The 26617-nt window shown below is 59.8% G+C and carries 27 protein-coding genes; 7 read left to right on the top strand and 20 right to left on the bottom strand.

What is annotated here, in order from left to right:
* Window positions 1–3 precede the first annotated feature (3 nt).
* From ngg to KGB24_RS19830, 3 genes are all read left to right on the top strand, one after another.
* Window positions 4–1752, top strand: a complete 1749-nt coding sequence (gene ngg / locus KGB24_RS19840; RefSeq protein ID WP_223416133.1) for an N-acetylglutaminylglutamine synthetase — start codon at window positions 4–6, stop codon at window positions 1750–1752.
* A 158-nt stretch (window positions 1753–1910) separates the two neighbouring features.
* Window positions 1911–3101: an osmoprotectant NAGGN system M42 family peptidase gene (locus tag KGB24_RS19835; RefSeq protein WP_223416132.1), complete on the top strand. Its 1191-nt coding sequence runs from the start codon at window positions 1911–1913 to the stop codon at window positions 3099–3101.
* A gap of 208 nt (window positions 3102–3309) precedes the next feature.
* Window positions 3310–3537, top strand: a complete 228-nt coding sequence (locus KGB24_RS19830; protein ID WP_003199186.1) for a YheU family protein — start codon at window positions 3310–3312, stop codon at window positions 3535–3537.
* Window positions 3538–3542: 5 nt separating this feature from the next.
* Here the strand turns inward: KGB24_RS19830 and csrA are convergent, their stop codons facing one another.
* From csrA to KGB24_RS19815, 3 genes are all read right to left on the bottom strand, one after another.
* Complete coding sequence (csrA, locus tag KGB24_RS19825; protein ID WP_008034548.1) at window positions 3543–3728, bottom strand: carbon storage regulator CsrA; 186 nt, start codon at window positions 3726–3728, stop codon at window positions 3543–3545.
* A gap of 142 nt (window positions 3729–3870) precedes the next feature.
* A complete protein-coding gene (locus KGB24_RS19820) occupies window positions 3871–4203 on the bottom strand; it encodes a YnfA family protein (RefSeq protein ID WP_008034549.1) in 333 nt (110 codons plus the stop codon).
* A 64-nt stretch (window positions 4204–4267) separates the two neighbouring features.
* Window positions 4268–5083 carry an SDR family oxidoreductase gene (locus tag KGB24_RS19815; RefSeq protein WP_008034550.1) on the bottom strand — a complete coding sequence of 272 codons (816 nt, stop codon included), beginning with the start codon at window positions 5081–5083 and terminating at the stop codon, window positions 4268–4270.
* Window positions 5084–5361: 278 nt separating this feature from the next.
* Here KGB24_RS19815 and KGB24_RS19810 point away from each other — a divergent pair, with 278 nt between their 5' ends.
* Window positions 5362–5520, top strand: coding sequence for a DUF3309 family protein (locus KGB24_RS19810; RefSeq protein ID WP_174602692.1), 159 nt, complete (start codon window positions 5362–5364; stop codon window positions 5518–5520).
* Between the two features lie 60 nt (window positions 5521–5580).
* Here KGB24_RS19810 and KGB24_RS19805 read toward each other — a convergent pair whose 3' ends face one another.
* From KGB24_RS19805 to KGB24_RS19785, 5 genes are all read right to left on the bottom strand, one after another.
* Window positions 5581–7674 (bottom strand): LTA synthase family protein, encoded by a 2094-nt coding sequence (locus KGB24_RS19805; RefSeq protein WP_223416131.1) that lies wholly within the window; start codon window positions 7672–7674, stop codon window positions 5581–5583.
* 1145 nt (window positions 7675–8819) lie between these two features.
* A complete protein-coding gene (locus tag KGB24_RS19800; RefSeq protein WP_008040859.1) occupies window positions 8820–9425 on the bottom strand; it encodes an START domain-containing protein in 606 nt (201 codons plus the stop codon).
* Window positions 9426–9465: 40 nt separating this feature from the next.
* On the bottom strand, window positions 9466–9720 hold the full coding sequence (locus KGB24_RS19795; protein ID WP_008032889.1) for a YkgJ family cysteine cluster protein: 255 nt from the start codon (window positions 9718–9720) through the stop codon (window positions 9466–9468).
* A 165-nt stretch (window positions 9721–9885) separates the two neighbouring features.
* A complete protein-coding gene (locus KGB24_RS19790; RefSeq protein ID WP_223413998.1) occupies window positions 9886–10359 on the bottom strand; it encodes a translation initiation factor 2 in 474 nt (157 codons plus the stop codon).
* 95 nt (window positions 10360–10454) lie between these two features.
* Entirely contained in the window at window positions 10455–11894 is a 1440-nt protein-coding gene (locus KGB24_RS19785) for a PLP-dependent aminotransferase family protein (protein ID WP_008040862.1), read from the bottom strand.
* Between KGB24_RS19785 and KGB24_RS19780 the strand changes: the two genes are divergently transcribed.
* On the top strand, window positions 11893–12135 hold the full coding sequence (locus tag KGB24_RS19780) for a hypothetical protein (protein WP_223474851.1): 243 nt from the start codon (window positions 11893–11895) through the stop codon (window positions 12133–12135). The two genes, KGB24_RS19785 and KGB24_RS19780, sit on opposite strands and share 2 nt — an antisense overlap.
* Before the next feature lie 70 nt (window positions 12136–12205).
* Here KGB24_RS19780 and KGB24_RS19775 read toward each other — a convergent pair whose 3' ends face one another.
* The 5 genes from KGB24_RS19775 to KGB24_RS19755 form a co-directional block, all read right to left on the bottom strand.
* Entirely contained in the window at window positions 12206–13018 is an 813-nt protein-coding gene (locus KGB24_RS19775) for an OmpA family protein (RefSeq protein ID WP_223415217.1), read from the bottom strand.
* Entirely contained in the window at window positions 13015–13371 is a 357-nt protein-coding gene (locus tag KGB24_RS19770; protein WP_008032884.1) for a DUF4398 domain-containing protein, read from the bottom strand. Before KGB24_RS19770 ends, KGB24_RS19775 begins: the two co-directional genes overlap by 4 nt.
* Before the next feature lie 9 nt (window positions 13372–13380).
* On the bottom strand, window positions 13381–14217 hold the full coding sequence (locus tag KGB24_RS19765) for a substrate-binding periplasmic protein (RefSeq protein WP_223415218.1): 837 nt from the start codon (window positions 14215–14217) through the stop codon (window positions 13381–13383).
* A 185-nt stretch (window positions 14218–14402) separates the two neighbouring features.
* On the bottom strand, window positions 14403–15332 hold the full coding sequence (locus KGB24_RS19760) for an electron transfer flavoprotein subunit alpha/FixB family protein (RefSeq protein ID WP_008032881.1): 930 nt from the start codon (window positions 15330–15332) through the stop codon (window positions 14403–14405).
* On the bottom strand, window positions 15333–16082 hold the full coding sequence (locus tag KGB24_RS19755; protein WP_007942046.1) for an electron transfer flavoprotein subunit beta/FixA family protein: 750 nt from the start codon (window positions 16080–16082) through the stop codon (window positions 15333–15335).
* Between the two features lie 547 nt (window positions 16083–16629).
* Here KGB24_RS19755 and KGB24_RS19750 point away from each other — a divergent pair.
* Window positions 16630–18294: an electron transfer flavoprotein-ubiquinone oxidoreductase gene (locus tag KGB24_RS19750; protein ID WP_223415219.1), complete on the top strand. Its 1665-nt coding sequence runs from the start codon at window positions 16630–16632 to the stop codon at window positions 18292–18294.
* A gap of 180 nt (window positions 18295–18474) precedes the next feature.
* Here the strand turns inward: KGB24_RS19750 and KGB24_RS19745 are convergent, their stop codons facing one another.
* Window positions 18475–19365, bottom strand: coding sequence for an AraC family transcriptional regulator (locus KGB24_RS19745; protein ID WP_207286294.1), 891 nt, complete (start codon window positions 19363–19365; stop codon window positions 18475–18477).
* 190 nt (window positions 19366–19555) lie between these two features.
* Between KGB24_RS19745 and KGB24_RS19740 the strand changes: the two genes are divergently transcribed.
* Window positions 19556–20608: an NAD(P)-dependent alcohol dehydrogenase gene (locus tag KGB24_RS19740; protein WP_008032874.1), complete on the top strand. Its 1053-nt coding sequence runs from the start codon at window positions 19556–19558 to the stop codon at window positions 20606–20608.
* A gap of 11 nt (window positions 20609–20619) precedes the next feature.
* Here KGB24_RS19740 and KGB24_RS19735 read toward each other — a convergent pair whose 3' ends face one another.
* The 6 genes from KGB24_RS19735 to KGB24_RS19710 form a co-directional block, all read right to left on the bottom strand.
* A complete protein-coding gene (locus KGB24_RS19735; RefSeq protein ID WP_008032872.1) occupies window positions 20620–21423 on the bottom strand; it encodes an IclR family transcriptional regulator in 804 nt (267 codons plus the stop codon).
* Between the two features lie 60 nt (window positions 21424–21483).
* The gene (locus KGB24_RS19730; RefSeq protein WP_008032871.1) at window positions 21484–22794 is read right to left on the bottom strand and encodes an MFS transporter; all 1311 of its coding nucleotides are present in this window, start codon (window positions 22792–22794) and stop codon (window positions 21484–21486) included.
* A gap of 163 nt (window positions 22795–22957) precedes the next feature.
* Window positions 22958–24106: a galactonate dehydratase gene (gene dgoD, locus KGB24_RS19725; RefSeq protein WP_007903915.1), complete on the bottom strand. Its 1149-nt coding sequence runs from the start codon at window positions 24104–24106 to the stop codon at window positions 22958–22960.
* A 47-nt stretch (window positions 24107–24153) separates the two neighbouring features.
* Window positions 24154–24774, bottom strand: a complete 621-nt coding sequence (locus tag KGB24_RS19720; RefSeq protein ID WP_008032870.1) for a 2-dehydro-3-deoxy-6-phosphogalactonate aldolase — start codon at window positions 24772–24774, stop codon at window positions 24154–24156.
* 19 nt (window positions 24775–24793) lie between these two features.
* Window positions 24794–25786 (bottom strand): 2-dehydro-3-deoxygalactonokinase, encoded by a 993-nt coding sequence (locus KGB24_RS19715; protein ID WP_223415220.1) that lies wholly within the window; start codon window positions 25784–25786, stop codon window positions 24794–24796.
* A gap of 310 nt (window positions 25787–26096) precedes the next feature.
* Window positions 26097–26579: a GNAT family N-acetyltransferase gene (locus tag KGB24_RS19710; protein ID WP_008034765.1), complete on the bottom strand. Its 483-nt coding sequence runs from the start codon at window positions 26577–26579 to the stop codon at window positions 26097–26099.
* Window positions 26580–26617: the final 38 nt, after the last annotated feature.

Here is a 26617-nt window from a genome sequence, read left to right as displayed (position 1 = left end):
TCGATGAAACCTCACGCCACGGCGTACAGCCAACGCTTGTTGCGCGGTCAGGCGCCCTCCTACGAACGCTTGCAGGCACGTCTGGCTGAAGACGGCAGTGAACTCGGTACCGCGCCGATTGCCGTGCATTGCGGCTGGGGCCGGTTGTTGATCGGCCATACGTTCCCCGACCCGGCGAGCCTCGCCCAGGAGCTGCTAAACGAGCAACCGGGCGAACGGGACATCGCCCTCTATGTCGCCGCGCCCCAGCAAGTGCTGGGGCTGGAGCCGGCCCAGTTGTTTCTCGATCCGTCGGACACCTTGCGCTTGTGGTTCAGCGATTACCGGCAGGCGACCCGTGTGTTTCGCGGCTTTCGCATTCGTCGTGCGCAAGGCGATGCCGACTGGCAGGCGATCAATCAGTTGTATCTGGCGCGTGGCATGTTGCCGATCGACGCCCGTCTGCTGACCCCGCGTCATCTGGGCGGCCCGGTGTACTGGCTGGCCGAGGACGAGGACAGCGGCGCGGTCATCGGCAGTGTCATGGGCCTCAATCATCACAAGGCGTTCAACGATCCGGAAAACGGCAGCAGCCTCTGGTGCCTGGCAGTCGATCCGCACTGTTCGCGGCCCGGCGTCGGTGAAGTGCTGGTACGGCATTTGATCGAACACTTCATGAGCCGTGGCTTGAGTTACCTGGACCTGTCCGTGCTGCACGACAATCGCCAGGCGAAAAGTCTTTATGCCAAGCTCGGTTTTCGCAACCTGTCGACCTTTGCAATCAAGCGCAAGAATGGCATTAACCAACCGTTGTTTCTCGGCCCCGGTCCTGAAGCCGAGTTCAACCCCTACGCGCGGATCATCGTCGAGGAAGCCCATCGTCGCGGCATTGATGTGCAGGTCGATGATGCCGAGGCCGGGATGTTTACCCTCAGCCACGGCGGACGGCGGGTACGTTGCCGCGAGTCGCTGAGTGACCTGACCAGCGCCATCAGCATGAGCCTGTGCCAGGACAAAAGCCTGACACACAAAGTGTTGAAGGCGGCCGGTCTGAATCTGCCGAGCCAGCAACTGGCCGGCAACGCCGATGACAACCTGGCGTTTCTCGACGAGCACGAACGGGTGGTGGTCAAGCCGCTGGATGGCGAACAGGGTCAAGGGGTGGCGGTGGATTTGCGGACCATCGAAGACGTCCAGCAAGCCATCGAATCAGCCCGTCAGTTCGACAGCCGCGTGCTGCTGGAAAGCTTTCACGAAGGCCTCGACCTGAGGATTCTGGTGATCGGGTTTGAGGTGGTGGCGGCGGCGATTCGCCGGCCGGCCGAAGTGGTGGGCGACGGGCAGCATTCCATCGGTGCGCTGATTGACGCCCAGAGTCGGCGTCGGCAGGCGGCCACCAGCGGTGAAAGCAAAATCCCGCTGGACCACGAGACCGAACGCACGTTGCAGGCAGCGGGTTACGGCTACAGCAGCATTCTGCCGGCGGGTGAACATTTGTTCGTACGGCGTACGGCGAATCTTCATACCGGCGGTGTGCTTGAAGATGTCACGGCGATCCTGCATCCCACACTGGTGGAGGCCGCCGTGCGCGCGGCGCGGGCGCTGGATATTCCGATGGTCGGGCTCGACCTGATGGTGCCGGCGGCGGATCAGGCGCAATACGTGTTTATCGAAGCCAATGAACGCGCCGGCCTGGCCAACCATGAGCCGCAGCCGACGGCCGAGCGGTTTGTGGATCTGTTGTTTCCGCATAGTCAGCCGGCGGTCTCTTAGTGATGTGGTGCCTGAACCGGCCCCTTCGCGGGCAAGCCTCGCTCCTACAGGAATGGGTGCTTTTGTAGGAGCGAGGCTTGCCCGCGAAGACGGCCTCACAGACACCGCAAATTACCCTCATCGAAACCATCGATGCGCTCAACTCATCAGGAGTTTCCATGACCCATAAAGTCCCCGAACCCGACCTCAACTACCTGCAAAAAGTCCTTCTGGAAATGCTCGCCATTCCGAGCCCGACCGGTTTCACCGACACCATCGTGCGTTACGTCGCCGAGCGGCTTGAAGAGCTGGGCATTCCTTTCGAGATGACTCGCCGCGGCACCATCCGCGCCACGCTCAAAGGCAAGAAAAACAGCCCCGACCGCGCCGTTTCCGCCCACCTCGACACCATCGGCGCCGCCGTTCGCGCAGTGAAAGACAACGGTCGCCTGACTCTGGCGCCGGTTGGCTGCTGGTCCAGCCGTTTCGCCGAGGGCAGCCGCGTCAGCCTGTTCACCGACAACGGCGTTATCCGTGGCAGCGTGTTGCCGTTGATGGCGTCCGGGCATGCGTTCAACACGGCGGTGGACGAGATGCCGATCAGCTGGGATCACATCGAACTGCGCCTCGACGCGTACTGCGCGACCCGCGCCGATTGCGATTCCCTGGGGATCAGCGTCGGCGATTTCGTCGCGTTCGACCCGTTGCCGGAGTTCACCGAAAGCGGCCACATCAGCGCCCGTCACCTCGACGACAAGGCCGGCGTTGCCGCGCTGCTGGCGGCACTTAAAGCGATCGTCGACAGTGGCGAAGAACTGATGATCGACTGCCATCCGCTGTTCACCATCACCGAGGAAACCGGCAGCGGTGCAGCGGCGGCGTTACCGTGGGACGTCAGCGAATTCGTCGGCATCGACATCGCACCGGTCGCGCCCGGCCAGCACTCCAGCGAACATGCGGTCAGCGTGGCGATGCAGGATTCCGGCGGGCCTTATGACTATCACTTGTCGCGGCACCTGCTGCGACTGGCCAGCGACAACGAGTTGCCGGTGCGCCGCGACCTGTTTCGCTACTACTTCAGCGATGCACATTCGGCGGTCACCGCAGGCCATGACATTCGCACCGCCCTGCTCGCCTTCGGATGCGACGCGACTCACGGCTACGAACGCACCCACATCGACAGCCTTGCGGCGCTCAGTCGCCTGCTCGGCGCCTACATCCTCAGCCCGCCGGTGTTTGCCAGCGATGCGCAACCGGCCAAGGGTTCGCTGGACCGGTTCAGTCATCAGATCGAACATGACACGCAGATGGAAAGCGATACGCGGGTGCCTTCGGTGGATAGCCTGGTGGGGCAGCGGGCGGATAGCTGATCCGGCGTTTTGGGCTGTCAGGTAGATCGCTATCGCCGGCAAGCCAGCTCCTACAGGTCTTGCGTCGTTCGGGATTTGGAGAACGACATCAAACCCTATAGGAGCTGGCTTGCCGGCGATGGCGATCTATCAGGCAACACATCAGGTCCAGACTAGCCGCCACCCATCATTCGCCGTAGCATCGCGCCATTGTTTAGCCGAGGTGCCTATGCTGATTCCCCACGACCAACTTGAAGTCGACACCCTGACCCGCCTGATCGAGGACTTCGTGACCCGTGACGGCACCGATAACGGCGATGACACGCCGCTGGAAACCCGCGTATTGCGTGTTCGCCAGGCCCTGACCAAAGGTCAGGCGCTGATTGTCTTCGACCCGGAAAGCGAGCAATGCCAGTTGATGCTCAAGCACGACGTGCCCAAGCATCTGTTCGACTGACGCCTTCATCGCCCTTTGGTTTTTGCCAGTTTGACCTGGATGCGCTTGTAGACTTCAGCACGGTGCACATTGACGCTTTGCGGCGCGTCGACGCCGAAGCGCACCGTGTTGCCGTTGACGGCGACAATACGCACCGAAATGTCGTCACCGATGGAAATCATTTCGCCCACAACGCGGCTGAGTACAAGCATGGCATTCGTCCTTCAGGGTTATCGAACCCTGAAGATGCCCGGCACGCGGCGGGCCTTCAATGCGACGAGGGCAAAACAGTCCCGCCCTACAGCGCAAGGCGAACACCTCTTAAGGAAACGTCTTACAAACCGAGGCTTTGCTTCAGGCAGCGGAAAAACGCGGGCCAAACAAGATGACGCTTGCGCCGATCACACACAGCGCCACGCCGATCCAGTCAGAGCCGAGCGGGCGAATCCGTTCGACCACGGCCAGCCAGCCAATCGACGCAATGATGTAGATGCCACCGTAGGCGGCATAAGCCCGCCCCGCGTAGCTCGCCTCGACACGGGTCAGCAGCAGCGCGAACAAGGTCAGGCTGAGCAGCGCCGGCACCACCCACCAGACGCTTTTGCCTTGGCGTAACCACATCCAGAAGGCAAAGCAGCCGGCGATTTCGAATAGCGCGGCGAGAAAAAACCACAGGTAATTGAGCATGCGAACGTCTCGCGAGGATGACCGATGGCGGCCACCCTAACGGCGACGTTGTGCGTGGGCAAGTTCAGCCTGCGGTTTGTTTGGCCTTGGCGCGCATTTTATCGGCCATGAGGGTCATTTCGTCGTAGAGCAGTTGCGGGTTCTTCTGTTTCAGCGCCCAGGCCATACGGCCTTGTTCGTGGGGCAGGATCATGAATTCGCCGGCGGCGACGTGCTGATAGATGTAGTCGGCAATGTCGGCCGCACTAATCGGCGAACTTTCCAGCAACTTGCCAACCTGCGCTTTCATGGCGGGTGTCGGACCACGGAAAGAGTCCAGCAGGTTGGTCTGGAAGAACGACGGGCACACCACATGCACGCCAACTTCCTGGTGCGCCAGTTCGATCAGCAGGCTTTCGGACAAAGCAACTACACCGGCCTTGGCCACGTTGTAGTTGCTCATCGCCGGGCCTTGCATCAGGGCGGCCATCGACGCGATGTTGATGATCTTGCCTTTGCTTTTTTCCAGCAGCGGCAAGAACGCCTTGCAACCCTTGACCACGCCCATCAGGTTGATCGCGATCTGCCAGTCCCAGTCTTCCAGGGACAGTTCGCTGAAGAACCCGCCCGAGGCAACACCGGCGTTGTTGACGATGACATCGATGCCGCCGAGCTTGACTTCACAGGCTTGGGCGAACGCAGTCAGCTGACTGTAATCGCGCACATCGCAACGCTGGATAAAGCCATCGCCGCCGGCTTCGCGAACCAGTTTCAGGGTTTCCTGCAGACCGGGTTCGCTGACATCCGACAAAGCCAGTTGCCAGCCTTCACGTGCCCAGCGCAGCGCGATTTCGCGACCCAGGCCCGAGCCCGCGCCAGTGATCATCATGCGATTTTGCATAGCAAACAGCCTTGTTGTTCCGGGGAAGATGCGTCGAGTGTAGCGAAGGACCTTGCCCGACCCACGCTCCATCAGATTGCTGAATGGCGCAATCAAACCGCGAGCGCGCCTGAATCAACCAGGCCCCTGAAAACGAAATAAGCCTTTCTTCGAAATACATTAAAAAAACTTGGAATTTTCTTTCAAGTGCACCAGTCGGAATTTACAAGCAGCTCGGGTTTATTGCAGTCCAGCTGACAATTAACACCAGGCAATTTCAGAACACTTCCGACAAGGAAATAGACATGGGCACAATACTAATCATTATTCTGATCCTCCTGCTGGTAGGTGGTCTGCCGGTCTTCCCTCATTCCAGAAGTTGGGGTTATGGCCCGTCGGGTATCATCGGCGTGGTGTTGGTGGTGCTGTTGATTTTGCTGTTACTCGGCAAGATATAAAAATCTGACAGGCAAAAAAAAAGAGGCCCTTGAAGGGCCTCTTTTTTATTGCGTCAACGCTCAGTCCGGCTTGCCGTCAACGACACCGGCGGTGTTGTCGATCAGACTCTTGGTCGCCGTTTGCAGGAACGCTTCGAGCTTGAGTTTCAGCTCGGCAGTGCGAGGTGCATTCGGAACGATCTCGGCGTGAGGTGTCGCGCCCAGTTCGTACTGATACATCTTCGGCTCCATTTCCTTTTCTTTCGGCAAGACCAGAATCTGATCCGCCGTGACAATGGCCGTGGTCTGTTCGCTGCCCGACGGTTTGATCACGCCAAAACCGGTGTCGCCTTCCGGCAGGTCGAGCAGGTCACGCCCCCAGCACTGATGACGCACTTCGCCACCGATGCGACCCATGATGGTCGGTACGATGTCGATCTGCGTGCCCACCGTGTGGTCAAGTTTGCCGAATTTGTCCTGGATGCCCGGTGCAATCATCAGCATCGGCACGTTGAAGCGGCCCAGGTCCATTTCGGTGATCTGGCGCTCGTTGCCGAAACCGTGGTCACCGACGATGACAAACAGGGTTTCCTTGAAGTAAGGCTCCTTGCGGGCCTTTTCAAAGAACTGACCGAGCGCCCAGTCCGCGTAACGCATGGCGGTCAAATGCTCGTTCAGGCTGCCACGATCGGTCACGCGCTCGACCGGCAATGGCGTCGGCAAGGCGTATGGCGTGTGGTTGGACAGGGTCTGCAGCAAGGCATAGAACGGCTTGCCGTTTTCCCGCGCCTTGAGTTCGACCAGACCACGGTCGAACATGTCCTGGTCGGACACACCCCAGGTTGGATCGGAGAACACCGGGTTGACGAAGTCGTTACGACCAATGAAGTTGGTCATGCCCTGGCTGCTGAAGAAACCCGACTGGTTATCCCAGGCGAAGTCGCCGTTGTAGACGTACACGTCGTCATAGTCGCGGGCGCTGAGCAATTGCGGGAGGCCGGACAGTTTGTGACTGCCTTCCGGGGTCTGCATCAGGTATTCGAAACCCGGCAGGTTCGGGAAGCAGGCCATGGTGGCGAACATACCCTGGTGGGTGTGGGTGCCGTTGGAGAAGAAGCGGTCAAACAGCAGGCCTTCCTTCGACAGCTTGTCGAGGTACGGCGTGATGTTGCCCGGCGCACCGAGGGCTCCGACCGAGTGACCGGCCATGCTTTCCATCAGGATCACGACGACGTTCTTGATCGGCAGAGTCTTGTCGGCCGGCGGCGTGTAATCGCGACGCACCGCTGCGGTCTCGGCATCTACCAGTTTGTCGTTCGGCATCACCAGCATGTCACGCACGATTTGCTGAGCTTGCGGCTGTGGCAGCGTGGCTTTCCAGATGTTGTCGCGATCTTCGGACATCCGGCTCTTGGCCGCCGCGACCAGCGACAATGTGCCGTTGAGGCCCAACTGGTTGGCGAAGTTGGAGTCGGTGGTGTAAACGTCACCCCAACGCAGTGGCGGGCCTTGGCGCAGAGTGCCGCGAGCCGCGACCACGCAGACCAGCAGGCACACCACGAACACGACAATGCGCGCGTACCACGGGGCGATCTGGCGCGTGCCGATGCTGCCGCCGCTGAACGGACCGCGAGGACGGGTCGCGCGGTCGGCGCCCTTGAACGCCAGGGTCAGGATCAACGTACCCACGGCCCAGGCCAGCAGGTAGCGAACCACCGGGAATCCGTACCAGAGCATGCTCATTACGGTTTTCGGGTCTTCCTTCACGTACTGGAAGACCAGGCCGTTGAGGCGCTGGTGGAACTCGCGGTAGAAGTCCATTTCCATCAGGCCGAGGAACAGCGCGATGCTCGAAGCGATGGTCAACCAGAAACGGAAGAACCCGCGGGCCGCCATGGCCCGGGAGCTGAACAGCGCCAGCAACAGCGGAATGCTGAGGTAGACCACCAGGCGCAGGTCGAAGCGCAGACCGTTGGCGAACGCTTCGAAAAAGGTCGAGGCCGGGGTGTCGAGGATCATCTCGCGGTTGTAGACCAGCAGCGCGACGCGCAGCAGGCTGAACATGACCATCATGACCAGGGCACACAACAGCGTGTAGGCCAGATGCGATTTGACGGTCGGTTGCAGCAGGCGACTAGAAGCTCGCTGCTGACTCAGGGCGTCCGGGATTGCCATGTCGTTTTAGGACCCATTGGAAGTTGAAGTTTCAAAATTACAGCTGCGCCCTGCCCTCTGTTGGCCAGTTCTCGGCCCCGGGGTTTGCGCGGTGCGCAAATGTTGCACGATCAACCGCGGCATTGCCATTGATTACTGATCTGCACGGCTGGCGCGGGCGAATTGTCTTGGAGGCTTTGTGAAAATTTTGTGTAGCGCATATTCGGAAACACAATAAAGTCTTTCAGAGTCCATAAGTTGGGTGTGGTCATATCCGTTTCTGCGGTAATGGCGGCTATTGGTTTCGCCCTTACAGCGAGTCACTTGGAGAAGCGCCAAGTAACCAAGCGCTTTTGCCCCTTTCGTTCGGTGCCTCGCTGTGGCTCGGCATCCATGCCGGGTTGCCCACTGCGCAGAACCTCCACTCGGCCTCTCGAGGGGGCGACTACCGCCACAGCCGCCGAGGCGGCCTGAAAGCCGACCTGGCTCCTTGGCCGTGTGTGCACTCCCGCATTGTGGTGGCTGCACTAATTTTGGATGTTTGCACATTCCCCCTGTAGGAGCCGGCTTGCTGGCGATAGCGGTGGATCAGTCACCTGTTTATTGATTGGACGGACGCCATCGCCAGCAAGCTGGCTCCTACAGGGATTGGGTTCACACAGTTCGAAATTGTAGGAGCCAGCTTGCTGGCGATGGGCGTCAACGATAACGCGTGCTGTCTGAATGAACGCGTCGCCCAGACGCTTTTCGCCGGCAAGCCGGCTCCTACAGGAAATCGCGTACGCTTTTGATTTCCACCACTCATCAGGCCGAGCGTTAGCTCGCCTTCCGCTTTTGATCTGAGCGCCCCCTCGAGAGGCCGAGCGCAGGTTCTGCGCAGTGGGCAACCCGGCATGGATGCCGGGTTAGCCGCCCCCGGCCAGGGATGGCCGATGGCGGCGGGCCCACGGAGCAGGACCGGAGCGAGGGCATGGCGAGCATTAGCGAGCCACCGAACGAAAGGGGCAAGAGCCCTTGGTTACTTGGGGCTCTTCCAAGTGACTCGCTGTAAAAGCGAAACCATAAGCCGCCATGACCGCAGCTACGGATATGCACACCAATCAAACAAACCCGCAAAAAAAAAGCCCCGATCAAATCAGGGCTTTTTATAGAAAGAAACGAAGCAATTACTTCTCGGCACGCTCTTTCAGCGCTTTCAAGGTATTGAACGGCGCATCAACCACAAACTTGTTGGCAATCATCGAAGGCACGCTACCACCCGGCTCAGTGTGAACCTGATAGGTCACTTCAATCTGGTCACCCTTGGGCACGAACTTCCAGAACCCATCAACCTTGGCAACCCGCACAAAACCCTTTTCTTCAGGAATGTACTTCGGCACACCCTCAAGCTTACGGGTCAGACTGCCATCGGCGCCTACGGTAGTCGTGATATGCAGCACCGAATCACGCGCAGTCACCGGCCATGGGGTATTGAACTGGGTGTAGGTCCAGCTCTGATCGCCTTCATGCTTGAGCAGCTTCTGCTGCTTGCATTCGTGAATCCACGAGCAGGCGCCCGCCACGTCTTCCTGGAGTGCGCGCAATTTGGCCATGGTGGTTTTCATCAGGGTAACGCCCTGATAAGCCTTGTAGTCAGAGCCGGCCACTTCACTCAAGGACACTTTGATGCCGTCTTCATTCTTGGCCACCTTCCAGTCTTCGGCCTGTGCGGTGGCAGTCGCCAGCAAAACCGTCAAACCACACAGCACAGCCATACGATGCAGCGAACCCATAGTCTTATTCCTTATTGTTGAAGTTCCGTTCGTTGACACATCACGCCGCCGTCATCTGCTCCCACCAGCCCAGCAATCTGATCGCTTCGTCACTGCTGTTCCCGCAGACTTCGACGTCGGCTTCAAATGCCGAACACACGGCCGGACGTTCCGGTTGGCCGAAAATACTGCACAGGTTTTCGGCGGAGAGTTGAACGCAACGTTCTCCGGCGGCTTTGCCATTGGGCATACCGGGAATCGGAGAACTGATGGAAGGGGCAATGCAACAGGCGCCACAGCCTTCACGGCATTTCATGACGACGAGCTCCTCGCGACGGGTGATGTGTTAAAGGACGGGGCACAGAGTAACCGCTAAAACAGTTGTTTTAAATTACCTGCCGCCGGGTTTTTACGCTCAAACCAGCGTGACTGACCAGTCTCCGACAAAGCGTCTGGCCTGCGGGTCACGCCGAGGGAGGATTTACTGCTTGAACTCCAATTCCAGCGCCGCACCGTCGACGTCTCGACGCTCTTCGTTACGCAGTTGCAACTTCATTTCGTTGCTGATCAGTCGCCCGTTGAGCTGGAACGGAGAGCTGCCGGCCTTCTCACCAAACATTTTTGGCAATACCGCATCGTGCCGGGGCAACGGGACTGTACCGACCGGCTTAAACTCTTCGGCCATTTCCTCAGGCAAGCTCAAATCCAGGTCAGCCGAAGGCAGTTTGGTTTTCACCACTTCACTGGCCGGTTTGGATTTGGAGGCAATGGGCGAACGTTTTTTCTGCGTAGCCGCTTTCTTTTTGACCGGCGTGGCTTTTTTTGCCGGTGCCGGTTTTTTCGATGTCGCGCTGGCGGCAGGTTTTTCCTGAGCGGAAGCCGCCAGGACGCCTTCCGAATTGAAGGTTATCAGCAGGCAGATCGACAACCAGGCGGCAGGAAAAATCGGTTTCATGGATCCAACGGGGAACGGCGCTATCGGCAGAGGGCATATGCTCGCTCGTTGGACGCGACATGACAAGCTCGGGCAGGAATTACCCGTCCGCCCCATCACATTCCGCCGGCCATCTCCTGGCAAAGCTGGGTAGCCAGCATGCCTAGGGTCATCAATGCACGCTCGGCTTCGCGATTCCAGGGAATGCCGCAGTTGAGCCGAATGCAGTGATTGAACTGCTCGGTGTTACTGAAAATCAGCCCCGGTGCGATGCTGATGCCTTGCTGCAACGCGCGCACATGAAGTTCTTGTGTATTGACCCGTCCCGGCAGACTCACCCACAGAATGAAGCCGCCGGTCGGCCGGGTCATCTGTGTGCCTTCCGGGAAATACTGCTGCACCGCGAGCTGGAAAGCGCTGAGATTTTTGCGGTACTCCTGACGGATGTAGCGCAAATGCCGGTCGTAACCGCCATTTTCCAGATACGCCGCGATCCCCATCTGCGTAACGCTGCAAGCCGAATGCGTGCTGAAGGTCTGCAAGCGCTGGATTTCCTGCTGGTACTTGCCGGCAATCATCCAGCCAATCCGCACACCCGGGGACAGGGTCTTGGAGAAGCTTGAGCAGTAGATCACCCGATCCAGCCGGTCGTAGGCCTTGAGTGCCTTGGTGCGGCCCTGCTCGAACATCAGTTCGCCGTAGATATCGTCTTCGACCACCTGAATATCGAAATCCGAGGCCAGGCGCAGCAGTTGTTTCTGCCGCTCTTCGGGCATGGTGCCGCCCAGCGGATTGCTCAGGCGCGTAGTCAGCACCAGCGCTTTGATCGACCACTGATTCGCTGCCAGCTGCAAGGCTTCCAGGCTCATGCCGGTGGCCGGATCGCTGGGGATCTCGATGACTTTCAGGCCCAGCAGATCGGCCAGTTGCAGCAACCCGTAGTAGGTTGGCGACTCGGCGGCGATCAAGTCGCCCGGCCGGGTCAGCACGCGCAGGGACATCTGCAAGGCATCGACGCAGCCGTGGGTGATCACCACTTCCGACGGATCGACCACCACGCCGGCATCGCGCATGCGAATCGCTACTTGCCGCCGCAACGGTTCAAAACCGGGGCTGAACATGTAACTGAATGCCCGCGGGCTATGGAATCGGGTGACTTTGGCCAACTGCTGATGCAGCGCCCGCACCGGCAGGTAATCGACGCTCGGCACCGCCGCGCCCAAGGGAAACACGCCCTCACGACGGGATTCGACCAACACTTGTTGAATGATGCTGCTGCGGGTGACCAGGCCGGGACGTTCGACCCGGGCGATGTCCGGTGTCGGCGCAGTCAGGGCCGGCGTCTGGTGCACGTAGTAACCCGACTGCGGCCGGGCACGGATCAGCCCCTGATCTTCGAGATTGGCATACGCCTGCAACACCGTCGCGTGGCTGACATTGAGCTGCGAACTCATCTTGCGCACCGAAGGCACGCGCTCCCCCGGCTGATAGACCCCACGACGGATGTCTTCGGCCAGTTGTTGAGCAATACGTTGGTAGAGCAAGAGATTGGTCATGACGCAGCACTCGATTTCACGGGCATTTTATTCTTGTGTGAAACAATACCGGAACAGTTTAGAAGTGTACGGGGACAGTTGCCACAATAGTCGACGGTACAGTGCAGTGTCAGCAAAATCTGTACTGCTTTTTACTGAAAACGCGGAGCAGTTGGCAGGCGAAAAAAAACCCGGCGCTGACGGGCAGCCCGGGTTTGTAGGAGCCGGCTTGCTGGCGATGGCATCACTGCGGTTCATCTGAGACACCGCGGTGATGCTATCGCCGGCAAGCCGGCTCCTACAGAGTATGTGGTTTCAATCGGAATCCGCCATTACCGGGCGGCGCCGAGCTGGCCTTTTTCGTCGGAGAACACAATTTCCACCCGACGGTTCTGCGCCCGGCCCCGTTCCGAGGCGTTCGCGTCTACCGGGTATTCGTCGCCATAACCTTCGACCTTAATGCGTTTTTCGTCGATGCCCAGGTCCGTCAACACGTCCGCCACCGATTGCGCACGGTCACGGGACAGTTTGAGGTTTTCCTGCTTGCCGCCGGTGCTGTCGGCGTAGCCTTCGATGCGCACGACGCGCTTGGGATTGAGCTGCAGGAATTGCACGATCTTCAACACCACGCGGTTCGCCGAGTTTTTCAGCTCCGCTTCGCCGGTGTCGAACAGCACGTCGCCGAGGGTCATCACCAGGCCACGGTCAGTCTGGGTCGTGGCCAGCGCAACAATCTGCTCTTCAAGCCACTTGCCCTGCTGCTGCACGCTCAGCAATTTGGATTCGCGCAGGGCCAGTTGCAGGCGTTGACGCTCCAGTTCGAGCTTCGCCGCGCGCTCTTCGTTGAGTACCTGATTGGTGTGTTCCCGAGCGATTTCGCTGTAGCGCCGGCTCAGGTAGGCGTAATGCAGCACGTCAGACCCGCTGCCCCAGTAGCTGGACAGTCGATCGGCACGGGCCAGGGATTCACCGGCACGGATCACGTCTTTCGGTGCGATTCGCAGCACGCTGGAATCCTCTTTCACCTTCTGAAAGTCAGCACCCGCTTCTTGCAGCGCGGCTTCACTGCGCTGACCGGCGCAGCCATAGAGGCTGGCACAGCCCACGAGGATCAAGCCGCCGATAGCTTTGGACGTGAGGTTCATTGAGCATCCCCCACTTGCTTGCGCAATCGAGTGATGCGGGTGTTGAGAAGATCCAGCTTCTCCTCACTTTTGAGCGTCAGGACCTTGGCTTCAGCCAGGCGCGCGTCAAGTTCGGCCTGTTCGGAGCGCATGCGTGCATGCTTGTAAGACTGATCGGCCATATCACCTTGGGCACGGGCGAATTTTTCTTCGGCCAGTTTCATTTCCGGCACATCGTCCGCGGTGGCCCCCACGGCTTTGGCTTGCACGAGCACCTGTTCGGTCAGGCGTATTTGTTCATTCGGCGCCGGATCGGCTGCACAACCCGCCAGAGCCAGAACGGCCAGGGCAGCGAAAAGAGGTCGAATACTCACTAAAAATCCCTACTGTTTTGGGGTACTGGCGGGGGGTTGCTGTGGTTGCTGTTGCTGCGCTTTCCAGCGCTCGATATTGCGTTGCAGCACGGCTTCCGTCAGTCCGGACGCGGGCAATTCTGTCATCTTTTTGGCCAGCTGTCCGCGCAACCACGGATCGTTGCAGGCAGAGTTATGGGAAACCGCGAGGAACAGGCCGGGTTTGTCGACCGGCTGCGGGCGCGCGACGAGGTCATTGGCCATGCTCAAGGCCTGTGCGGCTGCCATGCCCGAATAGCGTCCGGCGAGGACAAATTCCACTTCCCCCAACAGCAATTTCTGAAGGGCCTGGGTCAGGTTGGGGGTGCGTACGAGGGTCAATTGCTGCTCGGCAAACGTACCGAATTCCGGGGTCATTCGAGACTTTTCCGACAACGCGCCGGGGTGACCGTGAAGGTCCTGCGCCTGGTTGTAGACCAGTGGCGAGTCTTTTCGGGTCCAGACCAGGTAATCGTTTTCCAGCAACGGCGGATGAATGTAATCCAGGGTTTCCAGCTCACTGACCGTCAACGGCGCGTCGGCCAGCATGTCCATGCGCCCACTGCGCACTTCCTCCAGCGCCTGAGCGCGTTTGCCGGCATAGAGCATCTCGACCTTGATGCCCAACTGCCCTGCTACTTGTTGCAACAGATCGGCACTGGCCCCGATCAGGTGCTTGGGGTTTTGCGGGTCTTGCCACAGATACGGCGGCGCATCCGGGCTGCCGGTGACCACCAGTCGCTCACACTTGCCCGCTGCGATGGACAGCGTCGGCAACAGCGTCAGACCCAGCAGCAATGACCAACCGAACACTCGATGCAGATCCATACTCAAACCCCGTTATATCCCCTGTAGGAGCGAGACCGGCTTGCCGGCGATGGACGTTAACGATGACGCGCCCGCTCCGGGTAACCGCGGTGCCTCCAAGTCCATCGCGAGCAGGCTCGCTCCTACAGAAGAGCAAAAAAAAGCCCGACCAAAAGGTCGGGCTCTTTATAGGTCAAGCGGCTGGATTAGACCAGCTTCTCGAGCTCAGGGATGGCTTCGAACAGGTCCGCCACCAGGCCGTAATCGGCCACCTGGAAGATCGGCGCTTCTTCGTCCTTGTTGATCGCGACGATCACTTTGGAGTCTTTCATGCCGGCCAGGTGCTGGATCGCGCCGGAGATACCGACCGCGATGTACAGCTGTGGAGCAACGATCTTGCCGGTCTGACCGACCTGCATGTCGTTGGGTACGAAACCTGCGTCGACCGCGGCGCGGGAAGCACCCACGGCAGCGCCCAGCTTGTCGGCCAGGGCGTACAGGTGTTTGAAGTTGTCGCCGTTCTGCATGCCGCGACCGCCGGAAACGACGATCTTGGCAGCGGTCAGTTCCGGACGATCGGACTTGGCCAGTTCTTCACCGACGAAGCTCGAAGTGCCGGCGTTGTGCGCAGCAGCAACTGCTTCAACGGCAGCCGAACCGCCTTCAGCGGCAACCGGGTCGAAACCGGTGGCACGCACGGTGATCACTTTGACCGCAGCGTTCGACTGAACGGTAGCGATGGCGTTACCGGCGTAGATCGGGCGCTTGAAAGTGTCAGCGCTTTCAACCGAGATGATCTCGGAGATCTGGTCAACGTCCAGCTGAGCGGCAACGCGCGGCAGGATGTTTTTGCCGTTGGAAGTAGCGGCAGCCAGGATGTGGCTGTAGCCCTTGCCCAGCTCGGCAACCAGTGGCGCGACGTTTTCCGGCAGTTGGTGAGCGTAGGCGGCGTTATCGGCCACCAGCACTTTAGCCACGCCAGCCACTTTCGCAGCGGCTTCAGCCACGGCGCCAGCGCCCTGACCTGCAACCAGCACGTGGATGTCGCCGCCGATTTTGGCAGCAGCGGCTACAGTGTTCAGCGTGGCCGGGGCCAGCACTTTGTTGTCGTGTTCAGCAATAACCAAGATAGTCATTTAGATTACCTTCGCTTCGTTTTTCAGTTTCTCGACCAGTTCAGCCACCGACTTGACCTTGATACCCGCGCTGCGTGCAGCAGGCGCTTCGACTTTCACGGTCTTGTTGGTGGAGGCGGTGGAAACGCCCAAAGCGTCCGGAGTCAGCACTTCGAGAGGCTTCTTCTTGGCTTTCATGATGTTTGGCAGGGACGCGTAGCGCGGCTCGTTCAAACGCAGGTCGGTGGTGACGATGGCCGGCAGTTTCAGGGAAACTGTTTGCGCGCCGCCGTCGATTTCGCGGGTCACGGCAACGCTGTCGCCGGACACTTCGACTTTGGACGCGAAGGTGCCCTGACCGTAGCCGCTCAATGCAGCGAGCATCTGGCCAGTCTGGTTGTTGTCGCTGTCGATGGCTTGTTTGCCAAGGATCACCAGCTGAGGCTGTTCCTTGTCGACAACAGCCTTGAGCAGCTTGGCAACGGCCAGGGAAGTCAGATCTTCAGCGGATTCGACGAGGATGGCGCGGTCGGCACCCAGAGCCAGCGCGGTGCGCAGTTGCTCTTGAGCGGTGGACGGGCCGATGGAGACGACGACGATTTCAGTCGCAACGCCTTTCTCTTTCAGGCGTACGGCTTCTTCCACTGCGATTTCGCAGAACGGGTTCATCGACATCTTCACGTTGGCGAGGTCGACGCCGGAATTGTCCGCCTTGACGCGAACCTTGACGTTGTAATCCACAACGCGTTTGACAGCTACAAGAACCTTCATGGATTCCTCGTTACTCTCCGGTGAAAAGAAAGTCGCCTAGGCGAACCTGGCGGTTGATGCTCATCGGGCGCAAGGGCACCTCTAAAAACGCCGGCATACGTGTCAAGTGACCATCGCTCATGACGTTGATGACCGTTCGTCAGTGGTGACCAACAAGTCATTAAATATCGTGGCGTGTAAACTGCGCGCCAACACTGCGCTGCGCGTCACCTTGTACTGCCATCGCCCTGTCTTTAGAGGTGCTCTTGAAACCAACAGTCAGCCTACGGCGAGCGCAAAACCGACCGTATCTTGACCGGAACGCCTATTCCGGTCAATACGGCAAAATGGCCAGTCATAAGCCGCGTGACTTTGATTTCTCTGGCTTTGAGCCGATTCAAACAAACGTTTGTATTGGACGCTAAGAGTGGTGTAGATATAATGCGCCACCCAAAGAGAAAGGTGGTTCATCGATTGTCCTCTTCCTGCCTCGTGCAGGAATTCATGGATGCGACACCAAACCTCCAATTAGAAAAAAAACTGTTGAGCCTTGAGTAGGAGATAACCTGTGGAACGCGAATACATGGAATTCGACGTGGTCATCGTCGGTGCCGGCCCCGCTGGTCTTTCCGCCGCCTGCCGCTTGAAGCAGAAGGCTGCTGAAGCCGGTAAGGAAATCAGCGTCTGCGTGGTCGAAAAAGGCTCCGAAGTGGGTGCTCACATCCTGTCCGGTGCCGTGTTCGAACCACGCGCCCTGAACGAACTGTTCCCGGACTGGAAAGAACTTGGCGCGCCGCTGAACACGCCGGTCACCCGCGATGACATTTTCGTGCTGAAAAACGCCGACAGCGCGCAGAAGATTCCCGACCTCTTTGTGCCCAAGACCATGCACAACGAAGGCAACTACATCATCTCCCTGGGCAACCTGTGCCGCTGGCTGGCTCAGCAGGCCGAAAACCTGGGCGTAGAAATCTACCCGGGCTTCGCCGCGCAGGAAGCACTGTTCGACGAAAACGGCGTGGTGCGCGGGATCATCACCGGTGATCTGGGCGTTGACCGCGAAGGCAACCCGAAAGAAGGCCTGTACACCCCAGGCATGGAATTGCGCGGCAAGTACACGCTGTTCGCCGAAGGCTGCCGTGGCCACATCGGCAAGCAGTTGATCAAGCGCTTCAACCTCGACAGCGAAGCCGACGCACAGCACTACGGCATCGGCCTGAAAGAAATCTGGGAAATCGACCCGGCCCAACATCAGCCAGGCCTGGTGGTGCATACCGCCGGCTGGCCGCTGGACATCATGGGCACCGAGAACACTGGCGGCTCGTTCCTCTATCACCTGGAAAACAACCAGGTGGTGGTCGGCCTGATCGTTGATCTGTCCTACAGCAACACCTACCTGTCGCCGTTCGACGAGTTCCAGCGCCTCAAGCATCACCCGGTACTCAAGCAGTACCTGGAAGGCGGCAAGCGCATCAGCTACGGCGCACGCGCCATCTGCAAGGGCGGCCTGAACTCGCTGCCGAAAATGGTCTTCAAGGGCGGCGCGCTGATCGGTTGCGACCTCGGCACCCTGAACTTCGCCAAGATCAAAGGCAGCCACACCGCGATGAAGTCCGGCATGCTCGCCGCTGAATCCGTGGCCGAGGCGCTGTTCGCTGAAAAGGACGGCACCGAAGAACTGACCACTTACGTCGACGCGTTCAAGAAGAGCTGGCTCTACGACGAGCTGTTCGCCAGCCGCAACTTCGGCCCGGCGATCCACAAGTTCGGCGCCATCGTCGGCGGTGGTTTCAACTGGCTGGACCAGAACATCTTCGGCGGCAAACTGCCGTTCACCCTGCACGACACCAAGCCGGATTACGCTTGCCTGAAACTCGCGGCCGACTGCAAGAAGATCGACTACCCGAAACCTGATGGCAAAATCAGTTTCGACAAACTCAGCTCGGTGTTCATCTCCGGTACCAACCATGAAGAAGAACAGCCTTGCCACCTGAAGCTGGCCGACCTGAGCATCCCGATCGCCAAGAACCTGCCGATGTACGATGAACCTGCCCAGCGTTACTGCCCGGCCGGCGTGTATGAGGTGGTCACCAAGGAAGACGGCGAGAAGCGCTTCCAGATCAACGCCCAGAACTGCGTTCACTGCAAGACCTGCGACATCAAGGACCCTGCACAGAACATCACCTGGGTGGCGCCGGAAGGCGCTGGCGGCCCGACTTACCCGAACATGTAAGTTGAATCGCTGAACATCAAGGCTCCCTAAATGGGGGCCTTTTTGTTGCCCGCAATTCATGCCCCACACAGTCCTTGTAGGAGCCGGCTTGCCGGCGATGGCGGTGTGTCATTCGGCATTATCGGTGTCTGGCACACTGCTATCGCCGGCAAGCCGGCTCCTACAGGGGTTCGCAACGGTTCAGGCAGCGCGCTCATCTCCCGGATTACGCTCAAAGTAACGCTTGTACTCCCGACTGAACTGCGACGTGCTCTGATACCCGACCCGATGCGCCACCTGCGCCACGCCCAAGCCCTCCGCCACCAGCAACGTCTGCGCCTTGAGCAAGCGCAAACGCTTCAAATACTGCACCGGCGACAACAACGTGCTGCGCTTGAAATGCTCATGAAAAGTTGACGCACTCATGTTCGCGCAACTGGCCAGGGTCTCGACGTTCAAGGGTTCGGCGTAGTGCGCATGCAAATGGCTGATCGACGCCGCGACACGGGCGAACTGCCCCTGCTGTTCCACCAGCGCGCGCAACACATCCGCCTGCGGCCCGCGCAACGCGACGAACAACAACTCGCGCAGGTGTGACGGCCCCATGATCCGCGCCTCCAGAGGATCGTGCAGACAACGCAACAACCGCTCCACACAGCCGCGCATGCCGTCGTCGAGCACTACCGAGGTCATCGACTCCGGCGTCTGCGCCGCAATGTGCCGCCCCGGCGCCAGTCCCATCGCCAGCACCAATTCCCCCAGCAGCACCCGGTCAATCGCCACGGAAACCCCGAGCAGCGGCGCATTCGGCAAGGCAAAGGTTTCGCACTCGAACGGCACCGGCAACGCTTGAATCAAGTAATGCCCGGCGCCGTACTCCAGGGTTCGCGGCCCCAGATACGCCAGTTTGCTGCCCTGGGCGATGATCATCAGGCTCGGTTCATAAATATGCGGGCCACGGGCGACGTCACAACTGGCGCGCAGAACTTGCACACCGGGCAACCCGGTCTGGGTGAAACCGTCGCGGGTCGCCAGTGGCTCAATCAGCGAAACCAGCGTGGCATTGGCATCGAGATGACGGGTCAACAACATGGGAGCTCTTCACAAAATAATCACGGAAAAAGGGATGAAAGCATCATCGCAGGTCTGATTGCCCATTGGACCCAACGAACGCAGATGCCGGAGGAATAGGCATGACACCCGGAGGAATCGCCATGGCCGCGCAAAGGTACGGCGCCCAGAATGCGCCGCCTCACCTGTCATGCTTTTTGCGAGGTCCACCATGTACACCGCCATCGGATACGCCGCCCAGTCGGCCACCACTCCCCTTGCCCCCGTGAAATTCGAACGCCGCAGCCCGCGTGCCGACGACGTGGCGATCGAGATTCTCTACTGCGGCGTCTGCCATTCCGACATCCATCAGGCGCGCAATGAGTGGGGCATTGCCGTTTACCCGCTAATGCCCGGCCACGAGATCGTAGGCAAAGTGACCGCCATCGGTGCGAATGTCACCCAACATAAAGTCGGCGATCTGGTCGGCGTCGGCTGCATGGTCGATTCGTGCCGCAGCTGCGAAGCCTGCCAGGCCAACCTCGAACAATATTGCCTCGAAGGCCCGACCATGACCTACGCCACACCCGACCGGGTCGATGGCAGCAACACCATGGGCGGTTACTCCGACAGCATCGTGGTCAGCGAGCACTTCGTGGTGCGCATCCCGGAAAAACTTGACCTGGCCAGCGCCGCGCCGATCCTCTGCGCGGGCATCACCACCTACTCGCCGCTCAAGCACTACGGCGTGAAAGCGGGCGACAAGGTCGGGATTCTCGGCATGGGCGGCCTCGGCCACATGGGCATCAAGTTCGCCAAGGCAATGGGCGCGGAAGTCACGCTGTTCACCCGCTCGGCAAGCAAGGCTGAAGAAGGTCGTCGTCAGGGCGCGGACCATGTGATCGTGTCCACCGATGCCGAGCAGATGAAAGCCGCTGCCGGCCATTTCGACTTTCTGCTGGACACCATTCCGGTGCAGCACGACCTCAATCCCTACCTCGACACGCTGCGTTTCGACGGCGTGCACATTCTGGTGGGGTTGATTGAACCGATTGATCCACCGGTCCACGCGGCCAAATTGGTGCTGGGCCGCCGTGTACTGGCCGGCTCGCTGATCGGCGGTATCGCCGAAACCCAGGAAGTGCTGGATTTCTGCGCCGAGCACAACATCACCTGCGACATCGAAATGCTCGACATCCGCCAGATCAACGAGGCTTACGCCCGCATGATCGCCGGTGACGTGAAGTACCGCTTCGTCATCGACATGGCGACGCTGAAGGTCTAAACCTTAGCGGTTTATACCTTCAAGCCAAGTTCCGCCGAGAGCCGGGCCGTGACCCCTTTGATCAGGGGAATCAGCTCGGCCATTTTTTCCAGCGGCATGTACGGCACGGTGCTGGCGATGCTGATGCCGGCGACGATGCGCTTGCTCGCGTCACGGATTGGCGCCGCCACGCAGCGGATCGACGGTTCGTTGTCTTCCAGGTCGAAGGCGTAACCGCCCGCCACGTACTCAATCATGCGCTGCTGAAACTGCTCCCAGGATTGCTCCGGGTGCTGCGGCCAGAACTGATTTTTCCCACCCGCCGGCAGGCTGACTTCGTACAGCCGTTGCCATTCTTCCTGCGTGTCATCGAGCATCAGCGCCTTGCCGATCCCGGTGCGCGCCAACGGCATGCGGTGGCCAACCCGCGAACGCATTTCCGGACCATTGCGCCCCGGATTCTTGTGCAGGTACAGCACTTCGTCGCCCTCGCGAATCGCCAGGTGAATGGTGTCGCCGGTCAACGCCGACAACTCATCCAGATACGGACCGGCCAACGTGACCAGCGGCAATTCCTCACGCGCCTGAAAGCCCAGCTCGATCAGCTTCGGCCCCAGCAAATAACCGACTTGCGGCACCACGCGCAGATAACGCTCGTCCACCAGGCAACTGGCCAGACGATGGGTGGTGCTGCGCGTCGTGCCGATCAGCCGGGCGATTTCCTTGAGATCGCGGGCGCCACTGGCCACGGCCTGAACCACACCCAGACCGCGAAGCAGGGTCTGAGTGCCGGTCGGCGCGGCGTCCTTGGCGATTTTTGGGGCGTCTTCCTGCATATCCAGCCTTTACCGTTGAGCGAGTGAACGGGCGGCATTATGGTCGCCCGACGGCTACGACTACAACTTGATACGCTCGACCTTCCCGACCAGCAGAATGTAGGAAAGCGCCCCCAACAACGCCAGAACCGAAATGTAGGTGATCGCCGGAGCGAACGAATCACCGCTGGCGAGGAAACCGATGACAATCGGCGTGGCAATCGCCGACAGGTTGCCGATGAAGTTAAACACCCCGCCGGTCAGCCCCAACAAGCGTGCCGGTGCCAGCGTTGAAACCAGTGACCAGGTGATCGAAGCCAGACCGTTGCCGAAGAACGCCAAGGCGAGGAAGGCAATCACCAGCGGCGTCGATTCGACGAAATTGGCGCCGATGATCGAGGTGGAAATCAGCAAGCCGCCAATGATCGGCAACTTGCGGGCGAAACCCACCGTGTAGCCGCGACGGATCAGGAAGTCGGAGAAGAACCCGGAACAGAGTACGCCGACGAAAGCGGCGAGAAACGGCAACGATGCCAGCAGGCCGGACTTGATGAAATCCATGCCGCGGTACTTCACCAGGTAGGTCGGGAACCACGTCAGGAAAAACCACAACGTCGAGTTGAGGCAGAACTGGCCAAGGTAAATGCCCCACAACTTGCGCTTGGTCAGGACGATGCCGAGGTCGGTCCAGCTGAATTTGGCCTTGACCTTCGCTTGCTCGGCCTGAATATCCACCAGCCCGCCGCCTTCGCGGATCAGGTCGATTTCAGCGTCATTGGCGCCTTTGAAATCCCGCGGTTCGCGATACACCGCGTACCAGATCACCGCCCAGAGAATGCCCACCGCACCGGTGCTGACGAACACCATGTGCCAGCCAAATTCATGCTGCAACCAGGCGAGTACCGGCGTCAGGAACGCCAGGCCGACGAACTGGCCGGAGGTGTAGAAACCAATGGCCGTGGCGCGCTCGCGCTCCGGGAACCAGGTGGTGACTACGCGGCTGTTGATCGGATACGCCGGTGCTTCCAGCGCACCGACCGCCATGCGCAAGACGAACAGCGCAATGAAGCTGGCGGCGAAACCGAGCATCACCGTGGCGATCGACCACAGCAGCAAGGCGAGGCTATAAAGGATGCGCGGCGGAACGCGATCCACCAGCCAGCCGCCGGGGATCTGCATGGCGGCGTAGGTCCAGCCGAACGCGGAGAAGATCAGTCCGACGTGGATCGGGTCGATGCCCAGGTCACTGGTCAGCGCCGGGGCGGCGATGGACAGGTTGCTGCGGTCCAGATAGTTGATCACCACGGTGATAAACAGCAGGACCATGATGAAAAAACGCTTGCGGCTGGGCGCCACCAACGACGCCTGCCCCGTGAGGGTTTGCGGTTGCATGGGGAATGCCTCTTCTTATGTTTATTGAGGTCAAAGGACGAATCGAAAAACTGTAGGAGCGAGGCTTGCCCGCGAATGCTGCACCTCGGTCTGCCGCACTGGCGAGGGCGCCATTACTGACGCCTTCGCGGGCAAGCCTCGCTCCTACAAGGACGGCGTTAAATCACCACTCAGCAAAACTGCCGTCGGCATGGCGCCAGATCGGGTTGCGCCAGCGATGCCCGACCGCCGCGCGTTCGATCACGTATTCCTCGTTGATCTCGATCCCCAGGCCCGGGCCGTTCGGAATTTTCACGAAGCCTTTGTCGTAATCGAACACCCGTGGATCCTTGACGTAATCCAGCAGGTCGTTGCTCTCGTTGTAGTGGATACCCAGGCTCTGTTCCTGGATGAACGCGTTGTAGCAAACCGCATCCAGTTGCAGACACGCCGCCAGTGCAATCGGCCCCAACGGGCAATGCAGCGCCAGCGCTACGTCGTAGGCTTCGGCCATGTTGGCGATCTTGCGAGTCTCGGTGATGCCACCGGCATGAGAAGCATCCGGCTGGATGATGTCGACGTAACCTTCGCTGAGTACGCGCTTGAAGTCCCAACGCGAGAACAGACGCTCGCCGAGGGCAATCGGTGTACTGGTCAGCGGCGCCAGCTCCTTCAGCGCTTCGTAGTTTTCGCTGAGCACCGGCTCTTCGATGAACATCAGTTTGTACGGATCGAGTTCCTTCATCAGCACCTTGGCCATGGGCTTGTGCACCCGGCCATGGAAGTCCACACCGATACCGACGTTCGGGCCGACCGCATCACGCACGGCGGCAACGTTGGCCAGGGCCAGGTCGACTTTCTCGAAGGAATCGAGGAATTGCAGCTCTTCGGTGCCGTTCATTTTCACCGCAGTGAAACCACGGCTGACCGCTTCTTTCGCGGCGCGCGCGGTGTCTGCCGGACGATCACCGCCAATCCACGAATAGACACGAATCTTGTCGCGCACCTGACCGCCGAGCAGGTCGCTGACCGACACACCCAGGGCCTTGCCCTTGATGTCCCACAATGCCTGGTCGATACCGGCCAGCGCACTCATGTGGATCGCACCGCCCCGGTAGAAGCCGCCGCGATACAGCACGGTCCAGATGTCTTCGATGTTGCGTGGGTCTTTGCCGATCAGGTAGTCGGACAATTCTTCAACGGCAGCCGCCACCGTGTGGGCACGGCCTTCGACCACGGGCTCGCCCCAACCGGTCACGCCCTCGTCGGTTTCCACTTTCAGGAAGCACCAGCGCGGCGGAACGATGAAGGTGGTCAGTTTGGTGATTTTCATCTCTTCTCTCTCTTATTAGATGCAGCGCGCTCGGCGCCAAAAAAGTCTTAACGCAGAGCGTTCCATGCAGCGACGTAGGCCTTGGCGTTGGACGCCACTTGCGCCGCAGTCATGCCCGGTTTGAACAACCCGGACCCGAGGCCGAAGCCCTTCACGCCCGCGTCGATAAACACCTGCATGTTCTCCGGGGTGATCCCGCCCACCGGCGCCAGAATCGTCCCGGCGGGCAACACCGCCAGCCAGGCTTTTACAACCGCCGGGCCCATTTGCTCGGCGGGGAACATCTTCAGCACGTCCGCGCCTTCAGCCAGTGCAGCGAACGCTTCGGTCGGTGTCGCCACGCCAGGCGACAGGAACAACCCGGCGGCCTTCGCGGCGCGCAGCACTTTGGGATCGCTGTGGGGCATGACGATGACCTGCCCGCCGGCGGCTTTCACTTGCTCGACCTGCTCCGGCGTCAACACCGTGCCGGCACCGATCAGGCAATCGGCAGGCAAGGTACTGCGCAGGATGCGGATACTTTCGTACGGCTCGGGGGAATTGAGCGGCACTTCGATGACGCGAAATCCGGCTGCGTAAAGGACTTCTCCGATAGCTGCCGCTTCCTGCGGGCGCAGGCCACGCAGGATTGCGATCAGACCGTTTTGCGCCAATGCTTGTTTGAGCATGTCAGACCTCCAGTCAGGTTTAACGGGATGGGTTTGGAGTGATCAGCCCGGCGGCGAGCGCCAGTTGCCACAACCCGCGTTCGGTGGCCTGTTCGGCCAGCGTCACTCGGGCAAAACCGCAGGCGTCGAGCGCCCGGCTGTAACGGGCACAGAGTTGGGAATTACCGATGAGAATGATCGACGGCAGATGAACGCTGTTGCGCCGACGCCGCTGAACCGTGGCCAGCGCCGACAGCTCATGGCCGATCAACAGGCCGGACAAGTAATCCGGTTGCGCACTGCCGCTCAGCTCGCCGGTCAGCCCGAGGCTGCGGGCACTGAACAGCGTCGACAGCGGGCCGATTTCGCCGTCCGCCGACAGCGCCACTTGCACGCCACGGTCAAACGCGTCGCCATCGAAAGACCCACCGCGTTGCTGGGTGCGCCCGAGAATGCTGTGTTCGCTGAGCACCGCGAAGACTTCGCCGGTCATGAAGGTGTCGAAATGCACGATGCAGCCGTCGGCCACTTCCACCCATTTCGAATGGCTGCCCGGCAGGCCGATCAACAGATCGCTGCCCGCCTCGCCCGCCAGGTTTTGCAGCACGCCGAGGACCTGGGTTTCTTCACCGCGCATCACGTTCGGCAGGCGCGAACGCTGAATCACGCCCGGCACGATGTGCACATCGATACCGCGAAGACTGCGAATGGTTTGTAGGGAAGTTCCGAGATTGGCAACGTTTGCCGGCGTGTCACGGTAGGCCGCTTCGCGCCAGCCTTGCGCGCTGCCGACCATGCCGCAGGCAATCACCGGCAAACCGGGTTGCTCATCGAGCCAGTCACCGCAGGCCTCGTCAAAGGCCAGTTCGAAACCGTCGGTGCATGCCAGACCGTTAATGATTCGCGGCGTCCGGGGCAGCTGCATGATTCCCGATGACAGCGAACGCTGTTCGAGCACCTGGCCACCTGCCGCGAGTTTGTAAGCACGTAATGAGGTTGTCCCCCAATCGAGCGCGATCAATTGCGCCAGCATCGCTTCACCTGTTTTGTTTATTGGCAGTGAGTGAGCTGGACTATAAACCCTGACGCGGCGATATCTCAATATATAAATACACATCCCATATAATGGGATCTGATTGCTGCAGGCAAAAAAAATCGCAGCTTCAATTTCTGCGATGCATCAACCATCGAATTCAACCCTGTAGGAGCCGGCTTGCTGGCGATCCACTCTCAAAGTATTGGGTTGCTCTTGAGTTTGCCATCGCCAGCAAGCCGGCTCCTACAGGTTGGGTTTACAACCATTTTCAGTGTGGAGCCAGCGAAGCTGCGATCTTTTAAGGGGGTCAATTGCCCGCAGCAAAATCCCTTAGCACCGCGCCATCCATCCGATACCGCACCCACTCTTCCTGTGGCTGCGCACCCAAGGATTTATAGAACTCGATAGCCGGCTTGTTCCAGTCCAGCACGCTCCACTCAAAACGCCCGCAATCATTGGCACAGGCGATTTTCGCCAAGTGGCGCAGCAGGGTTTTACCGGCCCCGCCACCGCGCTGCTCGGGAGTGATGTAGAGGTCTTCGAGGTACAGGCAGTTGCTGCCCAGCCAAGTGGAATAGCTGAAGAAGAACACCGCAAAGCCGATCGGCAAACCGTCGCGCAGGCAGATCAGGCCGTGGGCGGTGGCGCCTTCGCTGAACAGGCTGCGCTCGATGTCGGCGACGCTGGCGATGACTTCGTGGCGGGCACGTTCGTAATCGGCCAATTCAGTGATGAACGCGAGGATTTGCGGTGCATCGCTGGGGGTCGCCGGGCGGATTTCGATCGTCATGGACGTGCCTTCGTCAAAAGTGGAAAACGCCATACTAA

The organism is Pseudomonas sp. BF-RE-25, from assembly GCF_019956105.1.
GTDB classification, from domain to species: Bacteria; Pseudomonadota; Gammaproteobacteria; order Pseudomonadales; family Pseudomonadaceae; genus Aquipseudomonas; species Aquipseudomonas migulae.
Note: the sequence above shows the minus strand (reverse complement) of the source record. Positions and strands in the feature narration are given on the sequence as shown.